Below are 17204 nucleotides of genomic sequence, written 5' to 3' on the forward strand. Positions count from 1 at the left end.
CACCACGCCCTGCCCCGTGAATGACGCCCCGGGTGGCGGGTCGGGACGTGCCGACGCGCCGCGGGCGGCGACCCGGATCGAGGGGGCGTCCTGGTTTCAAGATTGCGTATCCTTTCGTTCCCGACAAGTCTTCGGGCGGACGCCCCTGGCCGCCGGGGTGTCACGGGGCCGCTGCGCGGGTAAACTGAACGGCGCACCGACCCCACCAGTGAAGGATTCACGGCCGACCATGGGCAGCACTCTCCCGCTCTACCTCAAGATTCAGCAGCACCTGCTGGAGAAGATCCGCGGTGGCGAATGGGCGCCTCACCATCAGATCCCCCCCGAGGAACAGCTGGCCCGGGACTTCGGCGTCAGCCGCATGACCGCCAACAAGGCGATCCGCGACCTGGTCCAGCAGGGCTACCTGACCCGTCAGCCCGGGGTCGGGACCTTCGTCACCGATCACAAGGCGGAATCCTCGCTGGTCGAGGTCCACAACATCGCCGCCGAGGTCGAGGGTCGCGGCCATGCCTACACCAGCCAGGTGCTGGTGGCCGAGGCGCTGGACGCCGGCGACGAGGTGTCCATGCGACTCGGGGTGCGCCTGGGAACCCGGGTCTTCCATACCCTGATCATCCATCGCGAGGATGGCGTGCCCATCCAGCTCGAGGATCGCTACGTCAATCCCCGCCAGGTCCCCCACTACCTGGAGACTGACTTCTCCCGCCGTACGCCCAACGAGGTGCTGGTGGCGGCCTGTCCGATCACCGACGTCGAGCACGTCGTGGAGGCCGTGCTGGTGGACCCCGACACCGCCGACCGACTCGAGATCCCCCCCGAGCAGCCCTGCCTGCGGATGATCCGACGGACCTGGTCCGGCGATCACCTGGTCAGCTACGCCCGCCTGCTGCACCCCGGTGACCGCTACAAGCTGCGCTCTTCGCTGCACACCGCCTGATCGCGCGATCCCCTACAAGAAAAGGCCGGAGGCGTTCGCCTCCGGCCTTTTTCCATCGATTGGCGCCATCCGCAGCGCCCCAGACGTCACACCAGGGACTGAACCAGGATCCCGGTGGGCACCGCCAGCAGCAGGCTCAGCGCCACCCGCAGGAACCAGACGACCACGATGCGCCCCACCGGGATGGGGATGCTGGTGGACAGGATGCAGGGGATCGAGGCGGAGAAGAACAGCACCGCCGACACCGAGACCACGCCGGTGGCGAAGCGCGCCACGAAGCCGGCATCCCCCATCAGCAGCGCCGGCAGGAACATCTCGGCCAGCCCGGCGGCCGAGGCCTGGGCCACCGCGGCGGCCTCTTCCACGCCCCACACGGCGACGAAGGGATAGAACACCCAACCGAGCCATTCGAAGACCGGGGTGTACTTGGCCAGCAGCAGCCCGGCCAGACCGACGGACATGATGGACGGCAGGATGCTGATGGCCATGATCAGGCCCTCGCGGAAGTTCAGCGCCACGCTGGCCGGCAGGCTGGGCGCCTTGGCGGCCACGTCCAGGCCGGTGTTCCAGGCGGTGGACCAGCGCCGGCCGGACTCGGCCTCCGGCTCGGGGTCGGTCTTGGTGTCGTCCATGCCGGACAGCGGCGGAATCCGCACGGTGATGGCGGTGACCAGGAAGGTGATCACCAGGGTCAGCCAGAAATAGGCGTTCCAGACGCTCATCAGGTCCAGGGTCTTGGCGACGATGATCATGAAGGTCGCCGAGACGGTGGAGAAGCCGGTGGCGATGATCGCCGCCTCGCGGGCGGAATACTCGCCCGCCTGATAGACCCGGTTGGTGATCAGCAGGCCGATCGAGTAGCTGCCGACGAAGGAGGCCACGGCATCGATGGCGCTGCGCCCCGGCGTGCGCCAGATCGGGCGCATGATCGGCTGGACCAGCACCCCGATCAGCTCGAGCAGGCCGAAACCGATCAGCAGTGCCAGGAAGATGGCGCCGATCGGCACGATCAGGCCCACGGGGATGACCAGCTTCTCGAACAGGAAGGGCAGCATGTCCGGGGTGTGCAGGAAGGCCGGCCCCCAGCCGGTCAACGCCAGCACGGCGGTCAGGATCCCCGCGAACTTCAGCACGGTGAAGATGACGTCGGTGAGGCTGCGCCGCCAGATGCCCTTGTAGAACGGGTAGAGGGCCCCCGCCACGATCAGCGCCAGGGCGTAATAGCCGCTGGCCCCGCCCAGCAGCGCCTTGGCCCCGGTGACCATGTGGTCCAGGGGGATGGTGGTCCTGCCCCCCAGGGTCAGGGGAACGAAGAAGATCAGCACGCCCAGCAGGCTGGGCAGGAAGAGTTTCAGCACGGTGGCCGACGAATGTCGGCGTGCCGTAGGCGAGACGGAGGGAGGTGTAGGCATGGGACTCTCCTGCGTTGTCGTTATGGGACGGCGTCGGGATGCCGCTTAATGTATATACATTACCCGACCTACCTCCGCCAACCCCACCCTCCACCCACCCTATATACTTTGGTCTAACGCCGGCTGCCCACCTCCCCGGAACCCCAGGGCAAAATAACTGAATTACCCTTGTTTTTCAGTTATCTGGGATAGCTCACGGCGCCTCTTCACCGTACCGGCTCGAATGCGGAGAGCGAGGATGACGGCGCACGGAAGATGGGCTAGCATTTGTATATACATTACGCATCGGGAGGGCTTCACATGACCCAGACAACGCCGAACCGCCTGCTCTGGCGCGACGTCACCGTCTTCGACGGGCTGGCCACGCGCCCCGAGCCCATGGCGGTGATCGTCGAGGACGGGCGCATCGCGCGCCTGCTCCCCATGCAGGACCTCGATGCGGCCCTGACCGACGGCTGTCGGGACATGGGCCGCGGCGGGGTCATGACGCCGGGCCTGGTGGATTGCCACACCCATATCGTCTTCGGCGGCGGCCGGGCCGAGGAGTTCGAGGCGCGCCTGGAGGGGGTCAGCTACGAGGAGATCGCCCGGCGCGGCGGTGGCATCCTCAGCACCGTGAAGGCCACCCGCCAGGCCTCCGAGGACACCCTCTTCCGGGCCGCCCTGCCCCGACTGGAGGCGATGATCGCCGACGGCGCCACCACCGTGGAGATCAAGTCGGGCTACGGCCTCACCGTGAACGACGAGCTCAAGATGCTGCGCGTGGCCCGTCGCCTCGGCGAGGCTCTGCCGGTGCGCGTCGTCACCACCCTGCTCGGTGCCCATGCCCTGCCGCCGGAGTACCAGGGCCGGAGCGACGCCTACATCGACCTGGTCTGCGACGAGATGATCCCGGCGGCGGCCGCCGAGGGGCTGGCCGACGCGGTGGATGTCTTCTGCGAGAAGATCGCCTTCTCGGTGGCCCAGTGCGAGCGCGTCTTTCAGGCGGCCGAGGCGCACGGCCTGCCCATCAAGGCTCACGCCGAGCAGCTCTCCAACCTCGGCGGGACCGCCATGGCCGCCCGCCATGGCGCCCTCTCGGCGGATCACATCGAATACCTCGACCCGGCCGGCATCGAGGCCATGCGCGAGGCCGGCAGCGTGGCCGTCATCCTGCCCGGGGCCTTCCATACCCTGCGCGAGACCCAGCAGCCGCCCATCGCCGGCCTGCGCGAGGCGGGCGTGCCCATGGCCGTGGCCACCGACGCCAACCCGGGCAGCTCGCCGCTGTTCATGCCGAGCCTGATGCTGAACCTGGCCTGCACCCTCTTCCGCCTCACGCCTTCCGAGGCGCTGGCCGGGATGACCGCCCATGGCGCCGCGGCGCTGGGCCGCCGGGAGCTGGGTCGCCTGGAGGAAGGCGCTCCCGCCGACCTCTGCGTCTGGAACATCGACTCGCCGGCGGAGCTGGCCTATGCCGTCCAGCCGGGCCGCCTGCGTCAACGCCTCTTCCAGGGAGTCCCCAGCCATGGCGCCTGAACACGACATCGCCACCACCCTCGACATGAGCCCGTGGCAGGGCCGCACCGACCCGGAGCCGGACAGCGAGCGCTGGCACCAGTGCATCCGCCCCCTGTCGGCCGAGGCCGCCCCCGGCACCGTGCTGGTCGGCTTCGCCAGCGACGCCGGCGTGGCCCGGAACCAGGGGCGCCCCGGCGCCGCCGCGGGCCCCTCGGCCATCCGGCGCGCCCTGGCCCCACTGGCCTGGCACCGCCGGGGCCCCGCCTACGACGCCGGCGACGTGGCCTGCGACGGCGATGCCCTGGAGGCCGCCCAGGACACCCTCGCCGATCGCCTGGCGCCGCTGCTCCATGCCGGCCACCTGCCGATCGTGCTGGGCGGGGGCCACGAGGTGGCCTACGCCAGCTGGTCCGGCCTGGCCCGTCACCTCGAGTCCCGGGAAGACGCCCCGCGGATCGGCATCGTGAACTTCGATGCCCACTTCGACCTCCGCGACCCGGCCCAGGTGCGCTCCTCCGGCACCCCCTTCGCCCAGATCGCCGAGGGGTGCCGGACCCGGGGCTGGCCCTTCCGCTATGCCTGCCTGGGCGTGAGTCGGGCCGCCAACACTCGCGCCCTCTTCCAGCGTGCCGAGGCGCTCGCGGTGCTGGTCCGCGAGGATCGCGACTTCACGCCCCAGGCGTTCGACGCCCTGCGGCGGGACCTGGAACGCTTCGTGACCGACTGCGACCACCTCTACCTCACCATCGATCTGGACGTGTTGCCCGCCGCCGAGGCGCCGGGCGTCAGCGCGCCCGCCCCCCGCGGGGTATCGCTGGCCATGCTCGAGCCGCTGATCGAGGTGATCCGCGACAGCGGGAAGCTGCGCCTGGCCGATCTGGCCGAGCTCAACCCCGCCTACGACGTCGACAGCCGCACCGCCAAGGCGGCGGCCCGGCTCGTCCATCTGCTGACCCTGAACGGCTGAATCGGCCGACACCCTCATAACGGACCACAAGCGAGGAAAGACGACATGAGCCTCACCGACAAGCGCCGGAGCGCCGACCGCCACGACCCCAGCCGCAAGATCGCCGCCCCCACCGGCCCCGAGCTGTCCTGCAAGAGCTGGCTCACCGAAGCGCCGCTGCGCATGCTGATGAACAACCTGCATCCGGACGTCGCCGAGCGTCCCGAGGACCTGGTGGTCTACGGCGGCATCGGCCGCGCCGCCCGGGACTGGGAGTGCTACGACCGGATCGTCGAGACCCTCCGTCGCCTGGAGGACCACCAGTCCCTGCTCATCCAGTCCGGCAAGCCGGTGGGCGTCTTCGAGACCCACAAGGACGCCCCCCGGGTGCTGATCGCCAACTCCAACCTGGTGCCGGCCTGGGCCAACTGGGAGCACTTCAACGAGCTGGATCGCAAGGGCCTGATGATGTACGGCCAGATGACCGCCGGCTCCTGGATCTACATCGGCTCCCAGGGCATCGTCCAGGGCACCTACGAGACCTTCGTGGAGGCCGGCCGCCAGCACTACGGCGGCGACCTCAAGGGTCGCTGGATCCTCACCGCCGTCCTCGGCGGCATGGGCGGCGCCCAGCCGCTGGCCGCCACCCTGGCCGGCGCCTGCTCGCTGAACATCGAGTGCCAGCAGTCGCGCCTCGACTTCCGCCTGCGCACCCGCTATCTGGACGAGCAGGCCGAGGACCTGGACGACGCCCTGGCCCGCCTCGAGCGCTACACCGCCGAGGGCAAGGCCATCTCCATCGGCCTGTGCGCCAACGCCGCCGACATCCTGCCGGAACTCGTGCGCCGCGAAGTTCGGCCGGACATGGTCACCGACCAGACCAGCGCCCACGACCCGCTGCACGGCTACCTGCCCTCCGGCTGGACCTGGGAGGAGTACGTGGCCCGCGGCAAGGACCAGCCCGAGGCCACCGTCAAGGCCGCCAAGCGGTCCATGGCGGTGCACGTCCAGGCCATGCTCGACTTCCAGAAGCAGGGCGTGCCGACCTTCGACTACGGCAACAACATCCGTCAGATGGCGATGGAAGAAGGGGTCGCGAACGCCTTCGACTTCCCCGGCTTCGTGCCGGCCTACATCCGCCCGCTGTTCTGCCAGGGCATCGGCCCCTTCCGCTGGGCGGCGCTGTCCGGCGACCCGGAGGACATCTACAAGACCGACCAGAAGGTCAAGGAGCTGATCCCGGACGACCCGCACCTGCACAACTGGCTGGACATGGCCCGCGAGCGGATCTCGTTCCAGGGCCTGCCGGCGCGGATCTGCTGGGTCGGCCTCAAGGACCGCGCCCGTCTGGGCCAGGCCTTCAACGAGATGGTCGCCAACGGCGAGCTCAAGGCGCCGGTGGTGATCGGCCGCGACCACCTGGACTCCGGTGCGGTGGCCAGCCCCAACCGCGAGACCGAGGCGATGCAGGACGGCTCCGACGCCGTGTCCGACTGGCCGCTGCTCAACGCCCTGCTCAACACCGCCGGCGGCGCCACCTGGGTGTCGCTGCACCACGGCGGCGGCGTGGGCATGGGCTACTCCCAGCACGCCGGGGTGGTGATCGTCGCCGACGGCACCGACGACGCCCACGCCCGCCTGGGCCGGGTGCTGCGCAACGACCCGGGCACCGGCGTCATGCGCCACGCCGACGCCGGCTACGAGATCGCCACGCGCTGCGCCGTGGAGAACGGCCTCGACCTGCCGATGATCGAGGACACCCAGCGCTGAGCGCCGTCACGCGCTTGCACGCCCCATCGGATCGTCGCCGGCGAGCCACCGCCGGCGGCGACCGTCGAGAACGGCCCGGCCCGGTCGAGGGTCAACCCAATGACAGCCATGAGTGAATCCGCCATGCCCCATCTCGAGATCCAACCCGGCCAGATGACCCTGGCCCAGGCGCGCCAGGCCTTTCAGGCCCCCGTGAGGGTCAGCCTGCCCGAGAGCGCCGACGCCGACATCCAGCAGGCCGTCGACTGCGTCGACCGGGTGATCGCCGACGACCGCACCGTCTACGGCATCAACACCGGCTTCGGCCTGCTGGCCCAGACCCGCATCGAGAAGGACCAGCTCGAGGACCTGCAGCGTTCCCTGGTGCTCTCCCATGCCACCGGCGTCGGCGAGCCCATGAGCGACGACCTGGTGCGCCTGATCATGGTGCTCAAGGTCAACAGCCTGGCCCGCGGCTTCTCCGGCATCCGCCGCAAGGTCCTGGACGCCCTGGTGGCCCTGATCAACGCCGAGGTCTACCCCCATATCCCCCTGAAGGGCTCGGTGGGCGCCTCCGGCGACCTGGCCCCGCTGGCCCATATGAGCGTGGTGCTGCTCGGCGAGGGCAAGGCCCGCCACAAGGGCGAATGGCTGCCGGCCACCGAGGCGCTGGCTGTCGCCGGCCTCGAGCCGCTGGCCCTGGCGCCCAAGGAGGGCCTGGCGCTGCTCAACGGCACCCAGGTGTCCACCGCCTATGGCCTCAAGGGGCTGTTCGAGGCCGAGGACCTCTTCGCCGCCGCCGCCGTCTGCGGCTCGCTCACCGTGGAGGCAACCCTGAGCTCCCGCTCGCCCTTCGATGCACGCATCCACGAGGTCCGCGGCCAGCGCGGCCAGATCGATGCCGCGAGCACCTACCGCCACCTGCTGGGCGAGCGCAGCGAGGTCAGCGACTCCCATGCCCACTGCGGCAAGGTTCAGGACCCCTACTCGCTGCGCTGCCAGCCCCAGGTGATGGGCGCCGCCCTGACCCAGATCCGCCAGGCCGCCGAGGTGCTGGCCGTGGAGGTCAACGCGGTCTCCGACAACCCCCTGGTCTTCGCCGAGCAGGGCGACGTCATCTCCGGCGGCAACTTCCACGCCGAACCGGTGGCCATGGCCTCCGACAACCTGGCGCTGGCCCTCGCCGAGATCGGCTCGCTCACCGAGCGCCGCGTCTCGCTGATGATGGACAAGCACATGTCCCAGCTGCCGCCCTTCCTGGTCGAGAACGGCGGGGTCAACTCGGGCTTCATGATCGCGCAGGTCACCGCCGCCGCCCTGGCCAGCGAGAACAAGGCCCTGGCCCATCCGCACAGCGTCGACAGCCTGCCCACCTCGGCCAACCAGGAGGATCATGTCTCCATGGCCCCGGCCGCCGGCAAGCGCCTCTGGGAGATGGCCGACAACGTGCGCGGCATCCTGGCCATCGAGTGGCTGGCCGCCTGCCAGGGGCTGGACTTCCGCGACGGCCTCGCGACCACCGCGTGCCTGGAGGAGGCACGCCGCACCCTGCGCGAGCGCGTCGCCTACTACGACCGGGATCGCTTCTTCGGCCCCGATATCGACGCCGCCCGCGAGCTGCTGGTCCGGCGCACCCTCAGCCACCTGGTCCCCGACGGGCTGCTGCCCAGCCACTGAGACCGCCCCCGCCGCCCACCCCTCGGGGTGGGCGGCCCATAACGCCCCCAACAACAACCACCGATTCTCAAGGCTCCTACAACATGAATGCTGTCGTCCTGGCCATCCTGGTGATGGTCGTACTAAGTCTCGCCCGCGTCTCCGTGGTCTTCGCCCTGATCGCCGCCTCCCTGGTCGGCGGCCTCTACGCCGGCATGCCGATCGGCGAGATCATGGACGCCTTCAACGACGGCCTCGGCAACGGCGCCACCGTGGCCATCTCCTACGCGGTGCTCGGCGCCTTCGCCGTGGCGCTGTCCCGCTCCGGCATCACCCAGATGCTTTCCCAGAAGGCCATCGCCAGGCTGCACCTCGATGAGGGCATTCCCCATCGCAGGACGATCGTCTTCGTCCTGCTGGGGACCCTGCTGGCCTTCTCGGTGAGCTCGCAGAACCTGATCCCGGTGCACATCGCCTTCATCCCGGTGCTGGTGCCGCCGCTGCTCAAGCTGATGAACCACCTGAAGCTCGACCGGCGCGCCGTGGCCTGCGTGATCACCTTCGGCATCACCGCCCCCTACATGCTGCTCCCGGTGGGCTTCGGCTCGATCTTCCTCCACGACATCCTGCTGGCCAACCTCAACGAGGCCGGCGGCGCCCTGGGCCTGACGGTCACCCCCGACATGGTCCCCCTCGCCATGGTCGTGCCCATCGGCGGCATGCTCCTGGGGCTGCTGGTCGCCACCGGGTTCAGCTATCGCGGCAAGCGCGAGTACCGGGACCTGGGCCTGTCCCACGGCGACGAGACCCCGGCCCAGGCGGCGGGCCACCTCCAGCCCTGGCAGCTCGGCGTCCTGGCGATCGCCCTGGGCGGTACCGTGGCCACCCAGCTGGTCACCGGCTCCATGGTGCTCGGCGGCGTCTTCGGCTTCGCCTTGCTGTCGGTGAGCCGCGTCTTCCACTGGCACGAGCAGGACGGCATCTTCACCGAGGGCATGCGCATGATGGCCCTGGTCGGCTTCATCATGATCTCGGCGGCGGGCTTCGCCAGCGTCATGCAGGAAAGCGGCCAGGTCGAGACCCTGGTGGAGAGCTCCACCGCCCTGATCGGCGACAACCAGGGCCTGGCCGCGCTGATCATGCTGCTGGTGGGCCTGTTCATCACCATGGGCATCGGCTCGTCCTTCTCCACCATCCCCATCATCGCCTCCCTCTACGTGCCGCTGGCGATCAACTTCGGCTTCTCGCCCATGGCCACCGTCGCCCTGGTGGGCACCGCCGCCGCGCTCGGCGACGCCGGCTCACCGGCCTCGGACTCCACCCTCGGGCCCACTGCCGGCCTCAACGCCGACGGCCAGCACGATCACATCTGGGACAGCGTGGTGCCCACCTTCCTGCACTACAACATCCCGCTGATCGCCTGCGGCTGGCTCGCCGCCATGACGCTCTGAGCCCAGCCCACGAGGGGCCGGCCCCGGCACCCTCCCCTCCCCCCGGCGTGCTTTCCGAACGGTGCCCTGGCGTCGACGTCCAGCGCGGTTACAATGTGCGGCTTTCCCCTTCCGCCCATCTGCTCCAAGGACCGTTCATGAATGCCGTCGTCCTGGCCATCCTGGTGATGGTCACCCTCAGCCTCGCCCGCGTCTCCGTGGTCTTCGCCCTGATCATCGCCAGCCTGGTCGGCGGCCTCTGGGCCGGCATGCCGATCGGCGAGATCATGGACGCCTTCAACGACGGCCTCGGCAACGGCGCCACCGTGGCCATCTCCTACGCGGTGCTCGGCGCCTTCGCCGTGGCGCTGTCCCGTTCCGGCATCACCCAGCTGCTCTCCCAGAAGGCCATCGCCGGCCTGCACCTCGACGAGGGCATCCCCCACCGGGGCACCATCGTCTTCACCTTGCTGGGCGTGCTGCTGGCCTTCGCGGTGAGCTCCCAGAACCTGATCCCGGTGCACATCGCCTTCATCCCGGTGCTGGTGCCGCCGCTGCTGAAGCTGATGAACCACCTGAAGCTCGACCGCCGCGCCGTGGCCTGCGTGATCACCTTCGGCATCACCGCCCCCTACATGCTGCTGCCGGTGGGCTTCGGCTCGATCTTCCTCCACGACATCCTGATGGCCAACCTCAACGAGGCCGGTGCCGAGCTGGGCCTGACGATCACCGCCGACATGGTGCCCCTGGCCATGGTGATCCCCATCGCCGGCATGGCCCTGGGGCTGGGGGTGGCCGTCCTGCTGAGCTATCGCGGCAAGCGCGAGTACCGGGACCTGGACCTGTCCCACGGCGACGAGACTCCGGCCGAGGCCGCGAGCCACCTCAAGCCCTGGCAGATGGGGATGCTGGCGATCGCCCTGGTGGGCACCGTGGCGGTGCAGCTGATCAGTGGCTCCATGGTGCTCGGGGGGCTCTTCGGCTTCGCCTTGCTGTCGGTGAGCGGCGTCTTCCACTGGCACGAGCAGGACGGCATCTTCACCGAGGGCATGCGCATGATGACCCTGGTCGGCTTCATCATGATCTCGGCGGCGGGCTTCGCCAGCGTCATGCAGGAAAGCGGCCAGGTCGAGACCCTGGTGGAGAGCTCCACCGCCCTGATCGGCGACAACCAGGGCCTGGCCGCGCTGATCATGCTGCTGGTGGGCCTGTTCATCACCATGGGCATCGGCTCGTCCTTCTCCACCATCCCCATCATCGCGTCGCTCTACGTGCCGCTGGCGATCAACTTCGGCTTCTCGCCCATGGCCACCGTCGCCCTGGTGGGCACCGCCGCCGCGCTCGGCGACGCCGGCTCCCCGGCCTCGGACTCCACCCTCGGGCCGACCGCCGGCCTCAACGCCGACGGCCAGCACGATCACATCTGGGACAGCGTGGTGCCCACCTTCCTGCACTACAATATCCCGCTGATCGTCTTCGGCTGGCTGGCCGCCATGACCCTCTGAGCCCGGGCGTCGCCCGGGAGCTTCAAGCCACAAGCTTGAAGCTGTAAGAAACGACGACCCCGCCTGGTTGAACGCCCCCAACAGGGGACATGACATTCAGCCGGCGGGGCCGCTTGCACCCGACCTAGGGGACTAGCCTGTCACACAGCAGGCCTTGCCCTTCCTTCCGCTGCCGCAGGGGCAGGGCGCGTTGCGGCCGGGCTTGAGGCGATGCACCTGAGGCTCGCCGTCCACGTAGACCCAGCGTCCCGCCTCCCGACGAAACCGCGAACGCTCCTCCAGCACGCCCCAGCGCCGCCCCTCGCGGAAGGTGGCACGGAAGTGCACCCTCCCCTCATCGCCCGACTCGCCATGGTCGAGGATCTCCAGGCGCACCCAGCGGGTGCCGTCGTCGGCGGGCAGGCTCGCGGGCCGCGTCTCGGCGGCCCAGCTTTCCAGCAGGTAGTCGGTGAGGCCCAGGGCGAAGGCACTGTAGCGCGAGCGCATCAGGGCCTCCGGCGTCGGCGCCGGGGCGCCTCGGTGGTACAGGCCGCAACAGGCGGCCAGCGGCAGGCCGCTGCCGCAGGGGCAGGCATCGGGAGTGGCCATGGGGCATCGGTCCGGGTCGGGCATGAGGCCTCCCATGATACCGGATCGCGCGCCGGCCTTGTCGATGGCGTTGCGGTGCAGCATAGTCATCGCCATACGCACGCTTCCGGGAGGCCCGGACCATGGACGTCGAGCGTCGCCCCGCTTCTGCCGACTGGCATGCCATGCCCGCCGACCAGGCCCTCGAGTGCCTGGAGGCCCGCCCCGAGGGACTCACGGAAGCCGAGGCCGAGGCGCGCCTGGCTCGCTTCGGCCCCAACGCCCTGCCCCGAGCCCGGCCGCGACCCGCCTGGCGGCGGCTGCTGGCCCAGTTCGCCAATGTCCTGATGCTGATCCTGGTGGCGGCGGCCGGGGGCAGCCTGCTCCTCGGCGAGACCCTGGATGCGACGGCGATCCTCCTCGTGGTCGGCGTCATCGCGATGATCGGGTTCCTTCAGGAGGGCCGGGCCGAACAGGCCCTGGCCCGCATCCGCGACATGCTCGCCCCCCGAGCCCAGGTCCTGCGCGACGGCCGGCGCCGGGAGATCGCCGCCGAGGCCCTGGTCCCCGGCGACATCGTCCTGCTGGAGGGCGGCGACCGGGTACCCGCCGACCTGCGTCTGCTCGAGGCCCGCCGCCTCCGCCACCAGGAAGCCACCCTCACCGGCGAGTCGCTGCCGGTGGACAAGGCCAGCGACCCCGTGGCGGCGGACGTGGCCCTCGGCGACCGCAGCGCCATGGCCTATGCCGGCACCCTGGTGGTCCAGGGCAGCGCCCGTGGCCTGGTGGTCGCCACGGGCGCCGCCACCGAGCTGGGGCGGATCTCCGAACTGCTCGGCGGGGTGGAGAAGCTGCGCACGCCCCTGCTCCGCCAGCTCGATCGGGCGGGCCGGGTCCTGGCGACGATCATCCTGGCCTGCGCGGTGGTCACGGCCCTGGTGGGCATAGGGATTCATGCCAGCCCCTGGCCGCAGATGTTCATGGCCGCGGTGGGGCTGGCCGTGGCCGCCATCCCCGAGGGCATGCCGGCCATCGTCACCATCGGCCTGGCCCTCGGCGTCCAGGCCATGGCCCGCTGCCACGCCATCATCCGCCGATTGCCGGCGGTGGAGACCCTGGGGGCGGTCTCGACCATCTTCTCCGACAAGACCGGCACCCTGACCCGCAACGAGATGACCGCCCGGACGATCTGGCTCCCCGAAGGCGAAGTGCTTCTGGACGGCACGGGCTTCGCGCCGGAGGGCGAACTGCACAGGGTCGAGGGGGACGCGCCTCGACGGGAAGCCCTGATCCTCGACGACCATCCGGCGCTGTGCCATTTCCTCGAGGTCGGCATCCTGTGCAACGACGCCGAGCTGGCCCGGGAGGACGACACCTGGCGGATCCACGGCGATCCCACCGAGGGCGCCCTGGTGGTCGCCGCCGCCAAGGCCGGTCTGTCGGCCTCGGCCATCCGCGGCGACCATGATCGCCATGACGCCATCCCCTTCGCCTCCGAGCACCAGTACATGGCCACCCTTCATACGCTCGACGACGAACCGATGCTGCTGGTCAAGGGGGCGCCGGACCGGCTGCTGGCGATTTGCGACCGGATGCGCACCGCCCAGGGGGAGGACGAGCTGGACCGCGGGCTCTGGGAAGCGCGGCTGCACGCCCTCTCCTCCCGGGGCCTGAGGGTCCTGGCCCTGGCCGAGAAGCCTCACCCGGCGAGATCGCCGCTGGACGAGGCGGACCTCGAGGAGGGCCTGGTGCTGCTGGGCCTGGTGGGGTTGCTGGACCCGCCACGGGAAGAGGCCATCGTCGCCGTGGCGGAGTGCCGGGCGGCGGGCATCCGCCCGATCATGGTCACCGGCGACCACGGCGTCACCGCCCGTGCCATCGCCGAGCAGTTGGGGTTCGAGCGCACCGGGCGGGTGCTCGACGGCCCGGCGCTGGAGGCCATGAGCGACGCGGCGCTGGCCGATGCCGTCCTGGAGGTGGACGTCTTCGCCCGGGCCGCCCCGGAGCACAAGCTGCGCCTGGTCAAGGCCCTGCAGTCACATGGGGAGATCTGCGCCATGACCGGCGACGGGGTCAACGACGGCCCGGCCCTCAAGCGGGCCGACGTCGGCGTGGCCATGGGGCGACAGGGCACCGCGGCGGCCCGGGAGGCCGCGGAGATGGTGCTGGCCGACGACAACTTCGCCACCATCGTCGCCGCCATTCGCGAGGGGCGGAAGGTCTACGACAACATCCGCAAGACCATCACCTTCCTGCTGCCCACCAACGGCGCCCAGGGCCTGGCGATCATGCTCGCGGTCCTGTCCGGATCGCTGCTGCCGGTGACCCCGCTCCAGGCCCTGTGGGTCAACATGGTGGTGGCGGTGACCCTGGGCCTGGCGCTGGCCTTCGAGGCCGGCGAGCACGACCTGATGCGCCGACCGCCCCGCCGGCCCGAGGCCGCGCTGCTCGACCTCTTCCTGCTGTGGCGGGTGGTCTTCGTCTCGGCGCTGCTGCTGCTGGCCACCTACGGCGTCTTCTCCTGGCTCCACAACGCCCAGGGCGCCCCCATCGCCGTGGCCCGGGCCGGGGCGGTGAACATGCTGGTGGCGGGCTGCGCCGCCTACCTGATCAACAGCCGCTTCCTGACCCGCAGCGCCCTGTCGCGCCAGGGTCTGTTCGGCAGCCGGCCGGTCTGGGTGGCGATCGGCCTGGCGGTGGCGATACAGCTCGCCTGGACCTATGTGCCCGTCCTGCAGCGGCTGTTCGGCGCCGCGGGCCTTGCCCCGTCCCACTGGGCGGCGATCCTGGCCACCGCCGCGGTCCTGATGCTGGTCGTCGAGGCGGAGAAGGCGCTGCTGCGCCGCCGGGGCTGACCGGCGCCGGGTCCTTCACCGCTTGCGCTTGGTGCGCGCGGTGGCCTCGGCCGACCAGGGGTCCTCCGGCCAGGGATGCTTGGGATAGCGACCCCGCATGTCCTTGCGCACCTCCGGGTAGCCGTTGTCCCAGAAGCTCGCCAGGTCCGCCGTGACCTGCAGGGGCCGCCGGGCCGGCGACAGCAGGTGCAGCAGCGGCGCCACCCGCCCGTCCACCAGCCGCGGCGCCTCCCGCCAGCCGAACACCTCCTGGAGCTTGACCGCCAGCACCGGCGTCCCGTCCCGGTAGTCCAGCCGGATCCGCGAGCCGCTGGGCACCTCGAGGTGCGTCGGCGCCAGCTCGTCGAGGCGGGTGCGCAACGACCAGTCCAGGCGGTCGAGCAGGATGCGCGACAGCGGCAGACGCTCCACCTCGTCGAGCCGGCTCAGCCCCGCGAGGTAGGGGCCGAGCCAGGCGTCCAGGTCGTCGAGCAGCGCCGCCTCGGACCAGTCCGGCCAGGGCTCGCCGAGCTCGCGGCGCAGCAGCGCCACCCGGGCGCGCAGCTGCTCGGCCTCCGGGTCCGGCGGCAGGCCCCGCCGGCGCAGCGCCTCGAGCAGGGCCCGGCGCACCGCCTCGGGGGGCAGGTCGGTCAGGGGACGACGCTCGAGCACCACCGCGCCCAGCCCCCGGCGCCGCTCGCCGACCAGGCGCCCCGCCGACTCGGACCACTCCAGGTGCTCCCGCCACTCGCCGGCCTCGGCATGCAGCGCCGGCAGTCGCGCGGGATCCAGGGCCGCGGCGCGGAAGATACGCCCGCCCCCGCCCCCGCCCTCGCCGTCGAGGGCCACCGCCACCAGCAGCTCGGCATGGCCCAGCGGATGCTCGTCCGGCAGGCTCGCCCGGCCCCCCCCGGCCAGCCGGAAGCGTCCCGGCTCGAGACGCTGGGCGATGCGTTCGGGCCAGGCCAGGGCCAGCAGCTCGCCGAGGGGCTCGAGGCTCGACGCCTCGAGCCGGCAACCCATCCGGTCGGCCAGGCGCCGGGCGTCGCGTCGCCAGGCCCGATGCTCGCCGGGGGCGGCGAAGCGGCGCTCGAGCGCCGCCGCCAGGTCGCGCTCGTCGTCGCCGTCGCCGCCCTCGACCAGGGCGGCCAGGCCGCAGGCCAGGCCCCGCGCCTCGAGCTCGCCGGCCCGCGTCAGCATCACCGCCAGGCGCGGATGGACGGGCCAGCGGGCACAGGCCCGACCCAGCGCGGTCAGGCGGTGCGTCTCGTCCAGGATCCCGAGGCGGATCAGCAGGTCCCGACCGGCGGACAGCGCCCCCGCCGGGGGAGGCGTGACCCAGGTCAGGGCGTCGGGCTCGGCGATGCCCCAGCGGGCCAGCTCGAAGGCCAGCGGCGACAGGTCCCCCTGGCGGATCTCCGGCTCGCGATCCGGGGCCAGGGGCTGCTCCTCGGCCCAGAGGCGATAGCAGACCCCGGGGCCCAATCGGCCGGCCCGTCCGCGGCGCTGATCGGCGCTGGCCCGGTTGACGCGGCGGGTCTCCAGCCGGGTCAGGCCGGAACGCGGCTGGAACACCGGCAGGCGCTCGCGGCCGGCGTCGATGACCAGGCGCACCCCGGGCACGGTGACGCTGGACTCGGCGATGGCGGTGGCCAGCACCACTCGCCGTCGCCCCTCGGGCGCCGGGGCGAGTGCCCGGCGCTGTGCCTCCAGCGGCAGCCGACCATGGAGCTCGCCGACCGCCACGTCCGGGAGTCGCTCCGCCAGCGCGCGGCCCAGACGGCGGATCTCGCCGACCCCGGGCAGGATCACCAGGGCATCGCCGGCATCGGCGGCCAGAGCCTCGGCGACCACCGCCGCCTGGTGCCGAACCGGGTCCTCCCTGGCATGGGCCGGCCGATATCGGGTCTCGACGGGGTACTGGCGGCCGGGACAGTCGATCACCGGCGTGGCCTCGCCGAGCGCCGCGGTCAGCGTGGCGACGTCGAGGGTCGCCGACATCACCAGCAGGCGCAGGTCGTCGCGGACCGACTGGGCGTCCAGGGCCAGCGCCAGCCCCAGGTCGGCCTCGAGGCTGCGTTCGTGGAACTCGTCGAAGATCACCCCGGCCACGTCCTCGAGCAGGGGATCGTCCTGGAGCATCCGGGTCAGCACCCCCTGGGTCACCACCTCGAGCCGGGTGGCCGGCCCCACCCGCGACTCGCCACGCATCCGGTAACCCACGGTCTCCCCCACCGCCTCGCCCAGCAACTCGGCCATGTGCCCCGCCGCCAGCCGGGCGGCGACCCGGCGCGGCTCCAGCAGCAGCAATCGCCGGCCCCGGCACCAGTCGGCCTCGAGCAGGTCCAGGGGCACCCGGGTGGTCTTGCCGGCACCGGGCTCGGCCACCAGCAGGACACGGGCATGCGCCGCCAGGGCGGCGCGGATGTCGGCCAGGCGCTCCTGGATGGGCAAGGACGCGGGCGGCGCGTCGTCAACGCTTGTCTTCATTCGCTCGCTCTCTCGAAAGTCGCGCCACGCTCGGCTCCATCGGCCGATCCATGGAGTCCATGCTTCGTTGAATGCCGATACAAGGCGGCCGCTTGCCCGGCCTCTGTGCCGGGACTAGCCTTGGCTTCGACCATCTTGACCGAAAGGTCAGGAAATGACACCTTCCACCTACCGC

General features: G+C 71.1%; 11 protein-coding genes. 8 read left to right on the plus strand and 3 right to left on the minus strand.

Going from position 1 to position 17204, the window contains the following annotated elements:
* Nucleotides 1–229: 229 nt before the first annotated feature.
* Entirely contained in the window at nt 230–940 is a 711-nt protein-coding gene (gene hutC, locus BEI_RS09670; protein ID WP_097789329.1) for a histidine utilization repressor, read from the plus strand.
* Between the two features lie 86 nt (nt 941–1026).
* Here the strand turns inward: hutC and BEI_RS09675 are convergent, their stop codons facing one another.
* Nucleotides 1027–2352 (minus strand): YjiH family protein, encoded by a 1326-nt coding sequence (locus BEI_RS09675; protein WP_097789330.1) that lies wholly within the window; start codon nt 2350–2352, stop codon nt 1027–1029.
* Nucleotides 2353–2652: 300 nt separating this feature from the next.
* Here BEI_RS09675 and hutI point away from each other — a divergent pair, with 300 nt between their 5' ends.
* The 6 genes from hutI (at nt 2653) to BEI_RS09705 (ending at nt 11138) form a co-directional block, all read left to right on the plus strand.
* Complete coding sequence (hutI, locus tag BEI_RS09680) at nt 2653–3870, plus strand: imidazolonepropionase (RefSeq protein ID WP_097789331.1); 1218 nt, start codon at nt 2653–2655, stop codon at nt 3868–3870.
* A complete protein-coding gene (gene hutG, locus BEI_RS09685) occupies nt 3860–4819 on the plus strand; it encodes a formimidoylglutamase (protein WP_097789332.1) in 960 nt (319 codons plus the stop codon). Before hutI ends, hutG begins: the two co-directional genes overlap by 11 nt.
* A gap of 45 nt (nt 4820–4864) precedes the next feature.
* The gene (gene hutU, locus BEI_RS09690) at nt 4865–6568 is read left to right on the plus strand and encodes a urocanate hydratase (RefSeq protein WP_097789333.1); all 1704 of its coding nucleotides are present in this window, start codon (nt 4865–4867) and stop codon (nt 6566–6568) included.
* 123 nt (nt 6569–6691) lie between these two features.
* Complete coding sequence (hutH, locus tag BEI_RS09695; protein WP_097789334.1) at nt 6692–8224, plus strand: histidine ammonia-lyase; 1533 nt, start codon at nt 6692–6694, stop codon at nt 8222–8224.
* A gap of 83 nt (nt 8225–8307) precedes the next feature.
* A complete protein-coding gene (locus BEI_RS09700; RefSeq protein WP_097789335.1) occupies nt 8308–9654 on the plus strand; it encodes a Na+/H+ antiporter family protein in 1347 nt (448 codons plus the stop codon).
* 137 nt (nt 9655–9791) lie between these two features.
* Nucleotides 9792–11138, plus strand: coding sequence for a Na+/H+ antiporter family protein (locus BEI_RS09705; protein ID WP_097789336.1), 1347 nt, complete (start codon nt 9792–9794; stop codon nt 11136–11138).
* 132 nt (nt 11139–11270) lie between these two features.
* Here BEI_RS09705 and BEI_RS09710 read toward each other — a convergent pair whose 3' ends face one another.
* The gene (locus BEI_RS09710; RefSeq protein WP_097791045.1) at nt 11271–11726 is read right to left on the minus strand and encodes a YchJ family protein; all 456 of its coding nucleotides are present in this window, start codon (nt 11724–11726) and stop codon (nt 11271–11273) included.
* A 122-nt stretch (nt 11727–11848) separates the two neighbouring features.
* Between BEI_RS09710 and BEI_RS09715 the strand changes: the two genes are divergently transcribed.
* On the plus strand, nt 11849–14560 hold the full coding sequence (locus BEI_RS09715) for a cation-translocating P-type ATPase (RefSeq protein ID WP_097789337.1): 2712 nt from the start codon (nt 11849–11851) through the stop codon (nt 14558–14560).
* Nucleotides 14561–14575: 15 nt separating this feature from the next.
* On the opposite strand, the gene hrpB is transcribed toward BEI_RS09715, so the two are convergent.
* Nucleotides 14576–17029, minus strand: a complete 2454-nt coding sequence (gene hrpB / locus BEI_RS09720) for an ATP-dependent helicase HrpB (protein WP_097789338.1) — start codon at nt 17027–17029, stop codon at nt 14576–14578.
* Between the last annotated feature and the right edge of the window lie 175 nt (nt 17030–17204).

Source organism: Halomonas beimenensis (assembly GCF_002549795.1).
Taxonomy (GTDB): Bacteria; Pseudomonadota; Gammaproteobacteria; order Pseudomonadales; family Halomonadaceae; genus Halomonas; species Halomonas beimenensis.

Excerpts from the sequence above, each read along its gene's own strand:
- hutC (WP_097789329.1), top strand. The coding sequence starts at position 230 with ATGGGCAGCACTCTCCCGCTCTACCTCAAGATTCAGCAGCACCTGCTG.
- BEI_RS09675 (WP_097789330.1), bottom strand. The coding sequence starts at position 2,352 with ATGCCTACACCTCCCTCCGTCTCGCCTACGGCACGCCGACATTCGTCG.
- hutI (WP_097789331.1), top strand. The coding sequence starts at position 2,653 with ATGACCCAGACAACGCCGAACCGCCTGCTCTGGCGCGACGTCACCGTC.
- hutG (WP_097789332.1), top strand. The coding sequence starts at position 3,860 with ATGGCGCCTGAACACGACATCGCCACCACCCTCGACATGAGCCCGTGG.
- hutU (WP_097789333.1), top strand. The coding sequence starts at position 4,865 with ATGAGCCTCACCGACAAGCGCCGGAGCGCCGACCGCCACGACCCCAGC.
- hutH (WP_097789334.1), top strand. The coding sequence starts at position 6,692 with ATGCCCCATCTCGAGATCCAACCCGGCCAGATGACCCTGGCCCAGGCG.
- BEI_RS09700 (WP_097789335.1), top strand. The coding sequence starts at position 8,308 with ATGAATGCTGTCGTCCTGGCCATCCTGGTGATGGTCGTACTAAGTCTC.
- BEI_RS09705 (WP_097789336.1), top strand. The coding sequence starts at position 9,792 with ATGAATGCCGTCGTCCTGGCCATCCTGGTGATGGTCACCCTCAGCCTC.
- BEI_RS09710 (WP_097791045.1), bottom strand. The coding sequence starts at position 11,726 with ATGGCCACTCCCGATGCCTGCCCCTGCGGCAGCGGCCTGCCGCTGGCC.
- BEI_RS09715 (WP_097789337.1), top strand. The coding sequence starts at position 11,849 with ATGGACGTCGAGCGTCGCCCCGCTTCTGCCGACTGGCATGCCATGCCC.
- hrpB (WP_097789338.1), bottom strand. The coding sequence starts at position 17,029 with ATGAAGACAAGCGTTGACGACGCGCCGCCCGCGTCCTTGCCCATCCAG.